Source organism: Actinosynnema sp. NPDC049800 (genome assembly GCF_040656635.1).
Classification (GTDB): Bacteria; Actinomycetota; Actinomycetes; order Mycobacteriales; family Pseudonocardiaceae; genus Actinosynnema.
The window spans coordinates 145,233-161,328 of the sequence record NZ_JBFAMT010000008.1 but is presented as its reverse complement, the minus strand read 5'-3'; the positions used below and the strand labels follow the sequence as shown (position 1 = coordinate 161,328).

Here is a 16,096-nt window from a genome sequence, read left to right as displayed (position 1 = left end):
GCCCACCTCGTGATCACCGCCCCGGACGCGTCGCGGAGGTCCCCGCCCAGGGGGACCCCTGTTCTCGATTTTACCGACGGGGTCTGACAATTTCGGGAGAAGTGATGATGCGCGTGCTGCTGTCGGTCCTGTCCGCTGCCGCCCTCGCGGTCGTGCCCGCGCAGGCCACGCCCGTCCCGGCCGACGACGGGGCGGTGGTCGTCGGTGAGAGGTGGCTCGACGCCCGCACCGTCGACCTCACCGTGTCCTCGCCCGCGGTCGGCGGGCACGTGCCCGTCCGCGTGCTCACCCCACCGGGCTGGTCGCCGACCGCGTCCAGGACGTGGCCGGTCCTCTACCTGCTCCAGGGCGTCGGCGACGACTACACCTCGTGGACCAGGGAAACCGACGTCGAGGAGCTCAGCGCGTCGAGCGACGTCCTGGTCGTCATGCCCGACGCCGGACGCGCCGGCTGGTACACCGACTGGTGGAACGGCGGACGCGGCGGCACGCCCAAGTGGGAGACCTTCCACACCGGCGAGCTGCCGCAGCTCGTCGAGCGGAACTACCGGGGCGGCACGGCGCGCGCCGTCGCCGGGTTGTCGGCCGGCGGCACGGGCGCGTTCGGGTACGCGGCCAAGCACCCCGGCATGTTCCGGGCCGCCGCCTCCTACAGCGGTCTGCTGTCGACGCAGTTCGTCGGCGTCCCCCAGTTCATCTACACCACCGTGCTGCGGGAAGGCCTCGACCCGTACGGGCCGTGGGGCCGCGAAACCCTCGTGCCCGCCGTGTGGGCCGCGCACAACCCCCGGCAGCTCGCGGCGAACCTGCGCGGCATGTCCCTCTACATGTCCTACGGCAACGGCTTCAAAGGCGTGCTCGACCCGGACTGGTGGTCCTACGACGCGTTCGAGACGATCGTGGGCACCACGTCGCCGGACTTCGTGGCCCGGATGCGGTCGCTGGGCATCCCGATCACGGTCAACGCCTACGGCGGCGGCACGCACACCTGGAAGTACTGGCAACGCGAGCTGCGGGCGTCGTGGCCGATGCTGACGGCCGCGCTCGCGTGAAGCGCGTCCTGCTGGTGGCCTGCTTCGCGGCCTTCGTCACGGCGCTGGACAACAGCGTCCTGATGGTCGCCCTGCCCACCATCGGCCGCGACCTCGGCCTGTCCACGAACGACCTGCAGTGGGCCGTGGTCAGCTACATGCTGGTGTTCGCGAGCCTCATGCCGGCGGCCGGCGCGGTGGGGGACCGGTTCGGGCACCGGCGGGTGCTGCTGGTCGGGCTGGTCGGCTTCGCCGCCGCGTCACTGGGCTGCGGCACGTCCCACGGCGGCTGGGAACTGGCGCTGTGGCGGGCGGCCCAGGGCGCGGCGGCGGCGGCGATCGTGCCCACCGGGCTGGCCGTGCTGCGGACCCAACTGGACGCCGCCCGACGTCGCACGGGGATCGCGGCGTGGACGGGCGCGCTGGCCGTGGCGCTCGCGGTCGGGCCCGCGCTGGGCGGTCTGCTCAGCGAGGCGGCGCACTGGCGGTGGATCTTCCTCGGCAACGTCCCGGCGTGCGTGGCGGTGGCCGCCTTCGCCTTCCTGGCCCTGCCGTCCCGGCGGATCACCCGGCCGACACCGTTGCCGATCCGGTCGACGGCGGCGTTGACGGCCGCCGTGTTCACGGTGACCGCGACCGTGTTGAGCGTCGGCGGCGAAGGGCCGGTGGCGGCCTTGGCCGCGCTGTCCGGCGCGGCGTGCCTGATGTTCGTGGCGGTGGAGCGGTCGGCCGCGCACCCGTTGCTCCCCGCCGGCCTGGCCCGGTCGGTGTTCGTCGGCGGCACGGTCGCGCAGGCGTTGTGGGGGCTGGCGGTCAGCGGTGTGCTGTTCGTGCTGCCGCTGCACCTGCACCACGCCGAGGGCCTCACCCCGCTGGCCACCGGCCTGTTCTTCGTGCCCGCCGCGTTGGCCGTGATCGCGGGCGCGCCGGTCGTGCCCGTCCTGGTGTCCCGGCTCGGACCGTGGCGGACGGCGGCGTGCGGGCTCGGCGCGGTGACGGCCGGGCTGGTGGCGATGTCCTTCGCGCGGCCACCGGTGGTGCTCGCGTGCCTGGTGGTGATCGGCTTCGGCTCGGCGTTGACGACCCCGTTGACCACCGCGGTGCTGGACGCCGCGGACGAGCGGGTCGCCGGAGTCGCCTCGGCCGCGGTCACCTCGAGCCGTGAGCTGGCGGGCGGTCTCGGCGTGGCGGTCATCGGTCTGGCGTTCACCGCGGCCGGGCTCTTCGCGGCGCTCGTGGTCGCCGCCGGTGTGGTGGCGGTGGGGCTGGGGATCGCGATCGCCCTCGACCCGGCCGCGCGCCCGCGTTCGGCGCGTTCCCGCCACGGGGCGTAGTCGCCGGTGCGAAGATCGGCACATGGGGACCACCGCGCTGGTGCTGCCGCTCGCCGATCCCGCCGCGGACCTGGAGGCGGTCGGCGGGAAGGGCGCCTCGCTGGCCAGGCTCGCCGCCGCGGGCCTGCCCGTGCCGGACGGCTTCCACCTGACCACGCACGCCTACCGCCGGGCCACCGCGGGCCTCGACGCCGAGATCCGGGCCGGCCGGGGAGGCGAGGCCGCGATCGCCGCCGCGTTCGAGCGCCTGGACCTGCCCGACGACATCGCCGACGCCATCCGCGCCGCCCTGCCGCCGGGACCGGTCGCGGTGCGGTCGTCGGCCACCGCCGAGGACCTGCCGGACCTGTCGTTCGCCGGACAGCACGACACCTTCCTCGACGTGTCCGGCGACGAGGTGCTGAACGCGGTCAAGCGGTGCTGGGCGTCGCTGTGGACCGCACGCGCCGTCGCCTACCGCGCCCGCAACGGCATCACCGACGTGGCGATCGCCGTCGTCGTGCAGCAGATGGTGGCCGCCGACGCGGCCGGTGTCCTGTTCACCGCGAACCCCGTGACCGGCGCGCGGACCGAGACCGTGGTCAACGCCGCGCCCGGCCTGGGCGAGGCGCTGGTCGGCGGCACGGTCACCCCCGACGAGTACGTCGTGTCCGCCGACGGCGCGGTGCGCGGGTCCGGTTCGCTGCTCTCCCACGCGCAGGTGCGGGAACTGGCCGCGTTGGGCTCACGCGTCCAGGACCTGTACGGCGTGCCGATGGACGTCGAGTGGGCCGTGGCCGGCGGGCGGATCGCGGTGTTGCAGGCCAGGCCGATCACCGCGCTGGCCGAGGTCTGGAACGACACCCTGCGCGGCGACTACCTGTGGACGTGCGCGAACCTGCGCGAGGCCGTGCCGAGCGTGATGTCGCCCGCCACCTGGTCGTTCGCGAAGGTGCTCGCCCAGCCGCCGATCGCCGGCCACCCGACGTCGGGCAACATCGGCGGCCGGTTCTACCTCAACCTCAGCGCCGCGCTGGCCGTCGGTCGGGCGCTCGGCCTGAGCCGGTTCATGTGGCGGACGGTCGAGCTGTACTTCGGCCGCGTCCCGGCCGGTGTCGAGGTGCCGCCGCTGCCGCTGTCCCGCCTGGCGGTGCTGCGGGCGGCGATCGGGGCGGCGCTGCCGTTCCTGCGGCAGAACCGGGAGTTCCGGGCGAGGATCGACGGCCTGCTGGCCTCCGCGCCGGGTCGGGCCGAACGGCTGCACGCCGCCTTCCGCGCCGCCTCGACGCCCGCCGACCTGCTCGCGCTGTGGCGGTCCGACGTGCACGACGTGCTGCACGTGGACGCCAAGGTGTTCGACGCCGGCGCGCGCAACGGCTCGATGTCGTCGGCCAAGGTGCGCCGCAAGCTCGCCGCGCTCGTGGGCGAGGACGACACCACCGCGTTGCTGACCGGCGCGCACGGCGCGGCGGGGGAGTTGGAGAGCCTCGGCCCGGTGCTCGGCCTCGCGCGGCTCAAGCGCGGCGAGATCACCCGCGAGGCCTACGCCCGGCGGTACGGCCACCGGTTCGCCGACGAGTTCGAGGTGTCCGCGCCGCGCCCGGCCGAGGACCCGGAGTGGCCGCGCCCGGACGACGTCGGCGTCGAGCCCGAAGAGCTGCTGGCCAGGCAGGCGGCCGTGCGCGACGCGGCGTGGGCGCGACTGCGCGCCGCGCACCCCGGCAAGGTCGACCGGCTGCGCCGCGAGGTGGACGGGCTCGCCGCGCTGGCCCGTGAGCGGGAGCGGGCGCGGTCGGAGTTCGCGCGCACGTTCGCCGTGCTGCGGGCGTTCCTGGTGCGGGCGGGCGAGGTCACCGGACACAGCGACGCGGTGTTCTTCCTGCCGATCGAGGAGACCTTGCGCGTCCTCGAAAGCGACGAGACGCCGTTGGCGTCGGTGCCGGCCCGCCGTGCCGCCTACGACCGCTACCGCGCGCTGCCGCCCTACCCGACCGTGATCCGGGGCCGGTTCGACCCCGAGGCGTGGGCCGCCGACCCGAACCGCCGGACCGACGTGCACGACGCCGCCGCGGCGCCCCTCGGCGACGCGGTGTCCGGCTTCCCCGGCGCGGCGGGCGTGGTGGAAGGCGTCGCCAGGGTGATCCACGACGTCGCCGACGGCGCCGCCCTCCAGCCCGGCGAGGTCCTGGTGACCACGGTGACCAACATCGGCTGGACCCCGCTGTTCCCGCGCGCCGCCGCCGTGGTCACCGACGTCGGCGCGCCCCTGTCGCACGCCGCGATCGTCGCCCGCGAGCTGGGCATCCCCGCCGTCGTCGGCTGCGGCAACGCCACCACCCGCATCAGGACCGGCGACCGCGTCCGCGTGGACGGCGGGCGCGGCGCCGTGACCGTGCTGGGGTGATCACTCCCGGCGGGGCAGCTGCCCGGTCGGCCCGCTGGTCACGGTCAACCGGCCGGGACCGAACGTGACCTGCCCGGTCGGACCGGGCGACACCGTCGCGCCGCCCGCCTGGAGGTCGGCCTCGAAACCGGGCAGCTTGAGCCGGATCAGCGCGGGCAGCAGCACGGCCACGGTGAACAGCCCCACCAGCACCGGCGTGGTGGCCGTCAGCATCACCGCGGTCACCTTGCTGGAGAAGAAGAACGCCGTCCACATCGTGCCGAGCAGCAGCAACGAGATCGTCGCCACCGCGTAGCCGCCCCAGATCGCGGGCGCCACCGCCTTCAGCTCCCGTTCCAGGAGCTGGAGGTTCCGCTGCGCCTCGACGTGACCGCGACTGCGCTTGAGGCACTCCCGCAGGTGGTGCATGGCGCGCAGCCGGTAGCCGAACCGGCCGCGCGCGTCGGCGGCCAGCGACCCCATGCGGTGGTGCGCCACACCGGCCACGAAGTGCGGGTCCGCCTCCGCGTCCGGCGCGGTCTCGATCGCCGACTGCGCCTGCGCGTACGCCTCCGCGTGCAGGTCCGGGTTCTGCTGCTTGTCGCCGCGCTGCACCAGCAGCCGCGCCAGCGCCAGGTGCGTGCGCCACTTGCGCGACGCGTCCTGCCGCTGCTCGGCCTGCCGCAGCACGGACTCCGCCTCCGCCTCGTCGCCGGCCCTGGCCAGCGCCTGCGCCAACCCGATCGCCGCCGCGCCCGAGGCCGGGTCGATCGCCGCCGCCTGCCGGAACTCCCGTTCGGCGTCGGACAGCCGCTCCTCGCCCAGCTGCAGGAACAACGCGCCCAGCTCGACGTGCGCGTTCACGTCGTACCAGTCCCGCTCGACGGCCTTGCCCAGCTCGACCTCGGCTTCCTCGTACCGCCCCATCTGGACGTACAGCGCGCCGAGGTCGGCGTGGCTGCCGTGGTGCGGGTCGACCTCCAACGCCTGGCGCAGGTGGTACTCGGCGGAGGCCAGGGCGCCGCGCCGGAAGGCGAGCACGCCGAGGCACACGTGCACGGCCGCGGAGACCCGCCGGTCGAGCAGCCCGCCGGCCAGGCCCTCCGCCTCGCGCCACCGCCGCTCGCCGTCCTGCCGCGCCAGCGCCCACACCAGGGCCAGCACGTAGTCGTAGTCCTCCGGGCGGTCCACCAGTGCCGCCCGGAACTCCTTCTCGGCGGTCACGAGGTCGTCGCCGGTGAACGCCACCCAGCCCAGGGCGTGGTGCGACGCCGCGCGCTCGTAGTCGTCGCGGGCGTCGGCGAGCAGCGCGGCGAACACCCGACGTGCCTCGCCGAGCCGGCGGGCGTCGTGGTGGATCCACCCCAGCTCGAACCTCGGCCCGCGCAGGTGCGGCACCCGGGCGCAGAACTCGGCGACCAGGCGTTCGGCCTCACCGAGGCGGCGCAGGGTGCGCAACGTCGCCGACTGCGCGACCACCAGGTCCTCGTCGAAGGGGTCGACGGCGCGTGCGGCGGCGAACTGCTCCTCGGCGCGGTCGAACGCGCGGACGTGGTCGTGCACCTTGGCCAGCAGCACGTGCAGGTCCACCACGCCCGGCGCGTTCACCAACGCCTGCCGCGCGGTCTCCTCCGCCTCCTCGAACCGGTTGAGGAGGATCAACGCGGCGACCCGCGCCTCGTAGGCGGCGACGTGCCCGCGGTCGAGTTCGAGGGCGCGCCCGGTCACCACCAGCACGCGGTCGAGATCACCCATGTCGCCGTGCAGCCACGCGGCCGTGACCAGGACGTCCGGCTCGTCGCGCCGCACGTCGAGCATCCGGTCCGCGGCGACGAGCGCCTCGGGGTACCGGCGGGCCGCGCGCAGCAGGCTCACCTTGGTGCGCCACGCCCACTCGTGCTCCGGCCGCAGTTCCAGCGCGCGTTCGACCTCGGCGAACGCCGCCTCGCCGCGGCCGAGGTCCGAGTGCAGCCAGGCGATGTCGACGCGCAGGTCGGCGTCGTCGGGGAAGCGCGCCAACGCCTCGTCGGCCGCCCGCCCGGCCTCGTCGAACCGGCGGGCGAGCCGCAGCACGCGGATCCTCCGGCGGTGGGGCAGCGCGGCGGCCGGGTCGACCGCCGACGCCCGGTCCAGGTGGGTCAGCGCCTCGTCGACGAGGTGCCGGGCGGCGGCGAGCTCGGCGGCGGTCACGTGCAGGCTCGACGAGTCGGGGTGCAGCTCCGCCGCCCTGGCCGCCGTCTCCAGCGCCTCGTCCACCCGACCGGCGGTGTGCAGGAGCGCGGTCCGGCTGCGCAACGCCCACTCGTGCTCCGGGTCGAGCGCCAGCGCGGCGTCCACCGACGTCAGGGCGTCCGGCACCCGGTGGCGGTCGGCGTGCAGCCAGGCGACGGTGACGTGCAGGTCGGGGTCGTCGGTGATCCGGGCCAGCGCCTCCTCCGCCGCGCGGCCGGCCTCGTCGAACCGGCGGGCTTCGCGCAGGTGGCCGATCAGGTTCCGCACGGCGTCCCGGTCCTCGGGTTCGATCGCCAGCGCGCGTTCGGTCGCGGTCACGGCGTCGTCGTGCCGTCCGGCCTGGCTGTAGGCGTCGGCCAGGCGCAGGAGCGTGGACACGTCCTCGGGTTGCTGCTCGGCGGCGGCTTCCGCCGCGAGCAGGGCCTCCGGCACCCGGCCCAGGGCGTCGAGCGCGACGATCCGCGCGCTGTGCGCCCCGGAGTGCCGCGGTTCGAGCGCCAGGGCCCGCTCGGCCGACGCCACCGCCTCGTCCAGCCGGCCGCGGGCGATGTGCAGGCGGGCGATCGTGACGTGCAGCTCGGCGTCGTCGGGCTGCCGGCGCACGGCGTCCGCCGCCGCGGAGGCAGCCTCGTCGAACCGCTTCGCGTAGGTCAGGAACCTGACCCGGCTGCGCAGCGCCCAGGCGTGGTCGGGGGACAGGCGCAGCGCGCCGGTGACCGCCTCGACGGCCTCGTCCTCAAGGTCGAGCGCGCTCAACGCCCACGCGTGCTCCACGCCCAGGTCGGGATCGTCCGGGCGCAGCGCCACGGCGTCCCGCCCCGCCTGCGCGGCCTCCTCGCGCCGGCCGAGGTGGCCGAGGCAGTCGATCCGCGCCTGCAACGCGTTGGTGTCGCGAGGGGTGACCACCAAGGCGCGCTCGACGTGGTCGAGGGCTTCCCCGTGCCGGCCCTCGTCGGCGTGCAGGCGCGCCAGCGCGAGGTGGATCGCGGGGTCGCGGGGGTGCCACGCCAGCGCCCGCTCGCCGGTCTCCAGCGCCTCCTCGGACCGACCGGCGTCGCGGAGGACCATGATCTTGCGGCGCAACGCGGGCGCGTGCCGCGGCACACCGGCCAACGCCCGGTCGCAGCACGCGACGGCGAGGTCGGTCTCGCCGCGGCCCAGGTGCACGCCGGCCAGGGTGAACTGGAGGTCCGGGTCGTCCGGGTAGTGCGCCAGGCCCACGCCCGCCGCCGCTTCGGCCTCGTCGTACCGGTCCGCCGAGACCAGGATCGAGATCCGGCTCCGCACCACCGACTCGTGCGTCGGCGTGATCGCCGCGGCGCGGTCCAGGTGCTCCATCGCCCGGTCGTGCTCGTCGCGCGCGGCGTGCAGCCAGGCCGTGGAGACGAGGAACATCACGTCGGACGGGTGCCGGTCCGCCGCGTCGGCCGCCTGCTCCAGCGCGTCGTCGGTGCGACCGAGCGACTGGAGCAGGTCGATGCGGCTCTCCAACGCCCAGCGGTGCGCGGGGTCGAGCGCGAGCGCCCGGTCGACGACGGCCAGGGCTTCGTCGTGGCGGTGCTGGTCGCTGAGCACCCACGCGTGCTCGACGTGCAGCCGCGGCACGGAGGGCACCGCCGCCACCGCGGCTCCGGCCACCCGTTCGGCCTCGTCGTAGCGGTGCTGGAGGCGCAGCGCGGTGATCTTCCACTCGAACGCGTCCGGGTAGCGCGGGTCGAGGTCCAGTGCCGCGTCGTAGCACGCCACCGCCTCGGCGAACTCGTAGGAGGCCGAGTGGACGCGACCGAGGACGTAGTGGGCCTTCGGCGTGCCGGGGTGGCTCCGGACCGCCTCCGCGGCGGTCGCCTTCGCCTCGTCAAGGCGGGTCAGGTTGGCCAGGGCGACGGCGAGCCAGCCGGTGGTGCGCCAGTCGTCCGGCGCGAGGCGGCGGGCCTCGGTGAAGGCCGCGAGCGCCTCGCGCGGCCGCCACGCGTCCAGGTGCGCCCGGCCGAGGGCCAGGCGCAGCGGCACGCTGTCCGGGTACCGGGTGATCGCCTCGGCGGCCACGGCGAACGCCTCGTCGTCGCGATACGTGCGGGACAGGGTCGCGACGCGCCACGCGAGCAGGCGGTCGTCGTCGTCCGCGAACAGCGCCAGCGCCTCGTCGTACCGGTGCCGGGCCAGCGATAACCGGCCACGCACGATCCGCAGGTCGGTGTCGTCGGCGGAGTGGTCGTGCCCGGCCAGGGCCTCGGCCCGGTCCAGTTCACCCTGGCGGCGCAGCCGGTCGATCTCGGCGGCGGTGGGCATTGGTCCCCCTCGGTGGCCCGGTCCGTTGTGGATCACAGTGCACGGTAGTCCGCGACGCCGGACGCCTTCGCCGGAATCGCCGTTGCGGCAGCCGGAGTATTCCATCGGGGTGACGGAATCGTTACAGTCAGTTTCTGGGAACGCTCCCAGATACGACAACGAAGGGGTTGTTGTGCGAAATCTGCTGGCGGCGGTGGCCGCTGTGGTGTCGATAGCCGGGTTGGTGGTGATCGGCGGGACCAGCACGGCGGGTGCTGCTCCCGTCTGCGCCGTGGACTACAAGCTCAACCAGTGGGCCACCGGGTTCACCGCCAACGTGACCGTGACCAACCAGTCCGCTCCGGTCACCTCGTGGAAGCTCACCTGGACCTTCACCGGCAACCAAGTGGTCAGCTCCGGCTGGAGCGCCGACGTGAAGCAGTCCGGCGCCGTGGTGACGGCGTCCAACATGCCGTGGAACGGCTCGCTGGCCACGGGCGCGAGCGCCCAGTTCGGCTTCCAGGCCACCTACAGCGGCTCGAACGCGACGCCGACCGACTTCGCGTTCAACGGCGTCTCGTGCAGCGGCGACCCGACCACGACCACGACCACGACGACGTCGACCACCACGTCCACGAGCACCACGACGTCGACCACGACGACGACCACCACGACCGACGTGCCCCCGGGCGACTGCGGCACGGCGACGCTGTGCGACGGCTTCGAGCAGCAGACCGGGTCCGCGCCGAGCGGCCGGTGGACCGTCGGCGCGGCCAACTGCACCGGCCAGGGCACGGTCAGCATCGACAACTCGGTCGCGCGCAGCGGCTCGAAGTCGGTGCGGGTCAACGGCGCGTCGGGCTACTGCAACCACATCTTCTTCGGCACCCCGCTCACCGGCACGAGCGTGGTGCACGGCCGCTTCTACGTCCGCCACACCACGGCCCTGCCGATGGCGCACGTGACGTTCATGGCCATGAAGGACTCCGCCGACGGCGGCAAGGACCTGCGCATGGGCGGCCAGAACTCGGCGCTGCAGTGGAACCGCGAGTCCGACGACGCGACCCTGCCCGAGCAGAGCCCGGTCGGCGTGTCGAAGAGCAAGCCGCTGCCCACCGGCCAGTGGAACTGCGTGCAGTTCACCGTGGACCCGGCGGGCCGGATCTCCACCTCGTTGAACGGCGCGGTGGTCGAGGGCCTGGTGGCCGACGGCGTGTCCACCCCCGACGTCGACGGCCAGTGGCTGCGCAAGACCAACTGGCGTCCGGCGGTCACCGACCTGCGGCTGGGTTGGGAGAGCTACGGCGACGGCGCGAACACCCTCTGGTACGACGACGTGGCGATCGGCTCCTCGCCCATCGGCTGCTGAGGTGAGGACGTGGGGAGGGCCGGTGCGCCGGCCCTCCCCACGTTCGGCTCAGGCCGCGTTCACCGAGACGTCGTCCACCACGAACGAGGTCTGGTAGGACCAGTCCTCCACGCCGGAGAAGCTCAGCGTGACGGTCTGGCCCGCGTACGCGCCCAGGCTGAAGGTGCGCACCTCGTAGCCGGACGGGTTGAGGTTGGTGTAGGTCGCCAGGGTGGTGCCGGCCACCGCGACGGTGAAGGTGTCGAACACCTCCGGCTCGTACTCGTCGGTGCTGATCTTCAGCCACAGCGACAGCGTGGTGTTCGTGCAGCCCGCCGGGACGGTGACGGTCTGGGTCAGCGTCTCGGTGTTGCTGTAGCCGTAGCCGCTGATCCACGAGGAGCGGGTGCCGGAGCGGGGCGAGCCCTCGCCGGTCCACGCGGCGATGGTGTGGGTGGCGTTCGCCCAGCCGGTGGTGCCGCTCTCGAAGCCGCCGTTGACCGCCTTCTCACCCGGCGCGGCGCACGTGCCGCCCGTCGGGTTGACGGTCCAGGTGAACGTGGTGCTCGCGGACTTGCCCGCGCTGTCGGTCGCCGTCGCGGTCACGGTGTGGGAGCCCGCGGCGGTGGGCGTGCCGGAGATCAGGCCGGTGGACGCCGCGATCGCGAGGCCGGGCGGCAGGCCGGTGGCCGACCAGGTGTACGGCGGCGCGCCGCCGGAGGCCTTGAGCTGCAGGCTGGTGGCCGTGCCGACGCTGCCGGTCTGGTTGCCCGGCGGGGTGACCGACGGGTTGCCGGGCCCGGGGTCGCCGGTGTTGACGAACAGCAGCTGGTTCGGCGAGCCGGTGCCCGGGCTGGTGATCTTGTCCGGGGTGGCGTTGCCGATCATCGCGCTCGCGACCTGCGCGGGCGTCAACGACGGCGTGGCGCCGAGCAGGACCGCGGCGCCGCCGGCGACGTGCGGCGCGGCCATGGACGTGCCGCTGATGGTGTTGGTGGCGGTGTCGTTGGTCATCCACGCCGAGGTGATGTTCTGGCCGGGCGCGAAGATGTCCGTGCACGTGCCCCAGTTGGAGAACGAGGCGCGGGCGTCGGTGTTGGTCGACGCGTTGACCGTGATCGCCTCGGCGACGCGGGCCGGGGTGAAGTTGCACGCGTTGGCGTTGGAGTTGCCCGACGCGATCGCGTAGGTCACGCCGTCGGCGATGGAGTTGCGGACCGCGGTCTCGCCGGTCACGTCGCTGCCCTGGCCGCCCAGGCTCATGTTGGCCACGGCCGGGCCGGAGGTGTGGTGGCCGGTGACCCAGTCGATGCCCGCGGCGACACCGGCGAACGAGCCGGAGCCCGAGCAGTTGAGCACCTTGACCGCGATCAGCCGCACGCCCTTGGCGACGCCGTGGGCCGTGCCGCCGACCGTGCCCGCCACGTGCGTGCCGTGGCCGTTGCAGTCGGTGTTGTTGGTGTCGACGGTGTTGGTGCCCCAGGTGGCCCGGCCGCCGAAGTCGGAGTGCGTGGTCCGGATGCCGGTGTCGATGATGTAGGCGGTGACGCCGGTGCCGTCGTTCGGGTAGGTGTAGGACGAGTCGAGCGGCAGGTTGCGCTGGTCGATGCGGTCCAGGCCCCACGACGGCGGGTTCGGCTGGGTCGCGGTCGCCTTGACCTCGCCGTTCTGCTGGACGTAGGCCACGCCGGGCTCGGCGGCCAGGCGGCGCGCGTCCCGTTCGGACAGCGTGCCCGCGAAGCCCTTCAGCGCGTTGCGGTAGGTGTAGTCGACCTTGGCGTCGTACTTGGCGCTGAGGTCGGCGGTGAGCGCGTCGACGCTCTGGGTGGACAGCTCGTTGTACACGACGATGTAGCTGTCCGCGATGGCGGTCGGGTTGTCGGCGCCGAGGATGTCGGCTTCGGCCACGGCGGGTGTGGCGCCGGTGGCCAGTGCCGCGGTGGTCATCGCCACCGCGGCTAACGCGAGCAGGGCTCGTCTGGATCCGCGAACGTCTCCCATTGCAGGGTTCTCCCTCGTGCAGGGGTTCCGGCAGACCCATAGCGGCGCGGGTCGGCCGGGGAGTGGAGGTTCTGCGATCACGTTCGCGCGGACGTGATCGGCAACGTTAGAGGACCGCTCGGTACCGGACAATCGGCCGGCAGTGGGAACGACCTGCGGTATTCCGAACGACGACCACGATCGGGCACCCACGCCCCATTGGCCAATAATCTTAATAACTTCAGTGTCAGCTGAACCGAGCCTTCTCCCGGCGCCGGACGTGGCACCGGGAGAAGGCTCGGTGAAAAGCAGCCGGGACGGTCAGCGGCCGACGTAGGCGCCGAGGTGCCGGGCGGTCAGGGTGGAGCCGTTCTCGACCAGGTCGGCGGGGGTGCCGGTGAAGACGACCCGGCCGCCGTCGTGCCCGGCGCCGGGACCGAGGTCGATGATCCAGTCCGCGTGCGCCATGACGGCCTGGTGGTGCTCGATCACGATGACGGTGTTGCCGTCGTCCACGAGCCGGTCGAGCAGGGCGAGCAGCTGGTCGACGTCGGCGAGGTGCAGGCCGGTGGTCGGCTCGTCGAGGACGTAGGTGGACGACTTCTCGGCCATGTGGATGGCGAGCTTGAGCCGTTGCCGCTCGCCGCCGGACAGCGTGGTGAGGGGTTGGCCGAGGGAGAGGTACCCGAGGCCGACGTCGACGAGCCGGTCGAGGACGGCCTTGGCCTGCTTCTCGGTGAAGAAGTCGCGGGCCTCGGTGACGGACATGCCGAGCACCTCGCTGATGTTGCGGCCGCGCAGGGTGTGGGTGAGGACCTCGGCGGTGAACCGCTTGCCCTCGCACTCCTCGCAGACGGAGGCGACGCCGGCCATCATCGCGAGGTCGGTGTAGACGAGGCCGATGCCCTTGCACTTGGGGCAGGCGCCTTCGGAGTTGGCGCTGAAGAGGGCGGGTTTGACGCCGTTGGCCTTGGCGAAGGCGGTGCGGATGGGGTCGAGCAGCCCGGTGTAGGTGGCGGGGTTGGAGCGTCGTGAGCCGCGGATGGGCGCCTGGTCGACGGTGACGACGTCGTCGCGGTGGGCGAGGGAGCCGTGGATGAGCGAGCTCTTGCCGGAGCCGGCGACGCCGGTGACGACGGTGAGGACGCCGAGGGGGATGTCGACGTCGACGCCTTTGAGGTTGTGCAGGGTGGCGCCGGTGATGGGGAGCAGGCCGGTGGGCGTGCGGACCTGGTCGCGGAGTCGGGCGCGGTGGTCGAGGTGGCGGCCGGTGAGGGTGCCGGAGGCGCGGAGTTCGTCGACGGTGCCGGTGAACGTGATGTGGCCGCCGTTGGCGCCCGCGCCGGGGCCGAGGTCGACGACGTGGTCGGCGATGGCGATGGTCTCGGGTTTGTGCTCGACGACCAGGACGGTGTTGCCCTTGTCGCGCAGGCGGAGCAGGAGGTCGTTCATGCGCTGGATGTCGTGGGGGTGCAGGCCGACGGTCGGCTCGTCGAAGACGTAGGTGACGTCGGTGAGGGCGGAGCCGACGTGGCGGACCATCTTGACGCGTTGGGCCTCGCCGCCGGAGAGGGTGGCGGCGGGTCGGTCGAGGCTGAGGTAGCCGAGGCCGATCTCGACGAGGTTGTCGAGGAGTTCTTTGAGGGTGGTGAGCATGGGGCCGACGGAGGGGTCGGTGATCTTGGCGACCCAGTCGGCGAGGTCGCTGATCTGCATGGTGGAGCAGTCGGCGATGTTCACCCCGTCGATCTTGGCGGAGAGGGCGGCGGTGTTGAGGCGGGCGCCGCCGCAGGCGGGGCAGTCGGTGAAGGTGACGGCGCGGTCGACGAAGGCGCGGATGTGGGGTTGCATGGATTCCCGGTCCTTGCCCAGGTAGAGGCGTTGGACTTTGACCAGGAGGCCTTCGTAGGTGACGTTGGTCTTGCCGATTTTGACTTTGGTGGTTTCGCGGTTGAGGAAGGCGTCCCATTCTTCGTCGGTGAAGTCCTGGAGCTTCTTGTCGGGGTCGTAGAAGCCGGATTGGACGTAGGTCTGGACGTACCAGTTGTCGACGGTGAAGCCGGGGACGGTGATGGCGCCTTCGGTGAGGGATCTGGTGCGGTCGACGAGCTGGTCGACGTCGACGGTGGAGACGCGGCCGAGGCCTTCGCACCGCGGGCACATGCCTTCGGGGAGGTTGAAGCTGAAGGCGCCGGAGGTGCCGACGTGCGGTTGGCCGAGGCGGCTGAAGAGGATGCGGAGCATGGTGTGGGCGTCGGTGGCGGTGCCGACGGTGGAGCGCGAGTTGGCGCCCATGCGTTCCTGGTCGACGATGATGGCGGCGCTGAGGTTGCGCAGGGCGTCGACGTCGGGGCGGCCGAGGCTGGGCATGAAGGACTGGATGAACGCGGTGTAGGTCTCGTTGATGAGTCGTTGGGACTCGGCGGCGATGGTGCCGAAGACGAGGGAGGACTTGCCGGAGCCGGAGACGCCGGTGAAGACGGTGAGTCGTCGTTTGGGGATGTCGACGGAGACGTCGGCGAGGTTGTTCTCCCTGGCGCCGCGTACTTGGATGACGTCGTGGCTGTCTGCTGGTGCGGCCATCGCCTGGCTTTCCCCCTGCTTTGTTTATGCCGTAAGGTGCTCGCGGCACGGTACTTTACGCTGTAAGGGGTGGGCAAGTGGCGGTCTTCGCCGGGCAGGGTGACGCGCGTCGGTCGATGCGGCTGCTGTGGCGTGCGCCGGGTGGTGGTGCGGGGTCGGGGCTGTCGGTGGACGTGATCGTGGACGCGGCGGTCGAGGTGGCGGATCGGGACGGCATGGCGGCGTTGTCGATGCGTGCGGTGGGGGAGCGGTTGGGGCGTTCGGCGATGGCGTTGTACACGTACGTGCCGAGCAAGGCGGAGTTGTTGGACCTGATGTACGACCGGGTGTTGGGGGAGTTGCCGTCGGAGTACCCGGCGGAGGGCGGGTGGCGGGTGGCGTTGCGGGCGTGGGCGCGGGACGCGCGGGACTTCTTCCTGGCTCACCCGTGGGTGTTGCAGGTGTCGCAGGCGCGGCCGGTGTTGGGGCCGAACGAGTTCCTGATGGTGGAGGTGCTGCTGCGGATCCTGCGGCCGACGGGGTTGGACGTGTCGGTGTTGCGGGGTGTGGTGGGTGCGCTGGTGCAGTTCGTGCGCGGTGCGGCGGGGGTGATCGCGGAGGCGCGGCGGGCGGCGCGGGAGACGGGGATGACGGACGAGGAGTGGTGGTTCTCGCGCTCGGCGGTGTTCGAGGAGGTGGCCCCGGACTTCGCCGAGCGCTTCCCGCTGTCGGCGTGGCTGGGCGCCGAGGAGCCGCCGCCGGTGGAGGGGGACGACTGCGTGCCGTACCTGGAACGGGACGCGGTGGGGAACTTCGTGACGGGGTTGGAGGTGTTGTTGGACGGCGTGGAGGCCGCGGTGGCGCGTGCGCGCGCCGGCGGGGGTTGAGGTCGGTGGGCGGTGATATACGGTGTGCCGGTTGGCGCGGACGAGGGAGGTGGGACCCATTTCTGCTGGTGTGCATCGGGTCGCTCCCGGCC

8 protein-coding genes are annotated in these 16,096 nt (G+C 73.0%); 5 read left to right on the top strand and 3 right to left on the bottom strand.

Features of this window, described 5'->3' with window-relative positions; all coding sequences use genetic code 11:
- The first annotated feature begins 104 nt into the window (after positions 1–104).
- Genes AB0I91_RS12930 through AB0I91_RS12920 form a run of 3 tightly spaced genes read left to right on the top strand, consistent with a single transcriptional unit; the run spans position 105 to position 4,748 of the window.
- The gene (locus AB0I91_RS12930; RefSeq protein ID WP_499636835.1) at positions 105–1,052 is read left to right on the top strand and encodes an alpha/beta hydrolase; all 948 of its coding nucleotides are present in this window, start codon (positions 105–107) and stop codon (positions 1,050–1,052) included.
- A complete protein-coding gene (locus AB0I91_RS12925) occupies positions 1,022–2,365 on the top strand; it encodes an MFS transporter (protein WP_499636833.1) in 1,344 nt (447 codons plus the stop codon). Before AB0I91_RS12930 ends, AB0I91_RS12925 begins: the two co-directional genes overlap by 31 nt.
- A 22-nt stretch (positions 2,366–2,387) precedes the next feature.
- On the top strand, positions 2,388–4,748 hold the full coding sequence (locus tag AB0I91_RS12920) for a PEP/pyruvate-binding domain-containing protein (protein ID WP_499636831.1): 2,361 nt from the start codon (positions 2,388–2,390) through the stop codon (positions 4,746–4,748).
- On the opposite strand, the gene AB0I91_RS12915 is transcribed toward AB0I91_RS12920, so the two are convergent.
- Complete coding sequence (locus AB0I91_RS12915; protein ID WP_499636829.1) at positions 4,749–9,248, bottom strand: tetratricopeptide repeat protein; 4,500 nt, start codon at positions 9,246–9,248, stop codon at positions 4,749–4,751.
- A 172-nt stretch (positions 9,249–9,420) separates the two neighbouring features.
- Between AB0I91_RS12915 and AB0I91_RS12910 the strand changes: the two genes are divergently transcribed.
- A complete protein-coding gene (locus AB0I91_RS12910; protein WP_498778714.1) occupies positions 9,421–10,596 on the top strand; it encodes a cellulose-binding domain-containing protein in 1,176 nt (391 codons plus the stop codon).
- Between the two features lie 48 nt (positions 10,597–10,644).
- Here AB0I91_RS12910 and AB0I91_RS12905 read toward each other — a convergent pair whose 3' ends face one another.
- Both AB0I91_RS12905 and AB0I91_RS12900 read right to left on the bottom strand, forming a co-directional pair.
- On the bottom strand, positions 10,645–12,522 hold the full coding sequence (locus AB0I91_RS12905) for a S8 family peptidase (protein ID WP_498778713.1): 1,878 nt from the start codon (positions 12,520–12,522) through the stop codon (positions 10,645–10,647).
- 354 nt (positions 12,523–12,876) lie between these two features.
- Complete coding sequence (locus AB0I91_RS12900; protein WP_499636827.1) at positions 12,877–15,138, bottom strand: ATP-binding cassette domain-containing protein; 2,262 nt, start codon at positions 15,136–15,138, stop codon at positions 12,877–12,879.
- A gap of 77 nt (positions 15,139–15,215) precedes the next feature.
- Here AB0I91_RS12900 and AB0I91_RS12895 point away from each other — a divergent pair, with 77 nt between their 5' ends.
- Entirely contained in the window at positions 15,216–16,004 is a 789-nt protein-coding gene (locus AB0I91_RS12895; protein ID WP_498778711.1) for a TetR/AcrR family transcriptional regulator, read from the top strand.
- Positions 16,005–16,096: the final 92 nt, after the last annotated feature.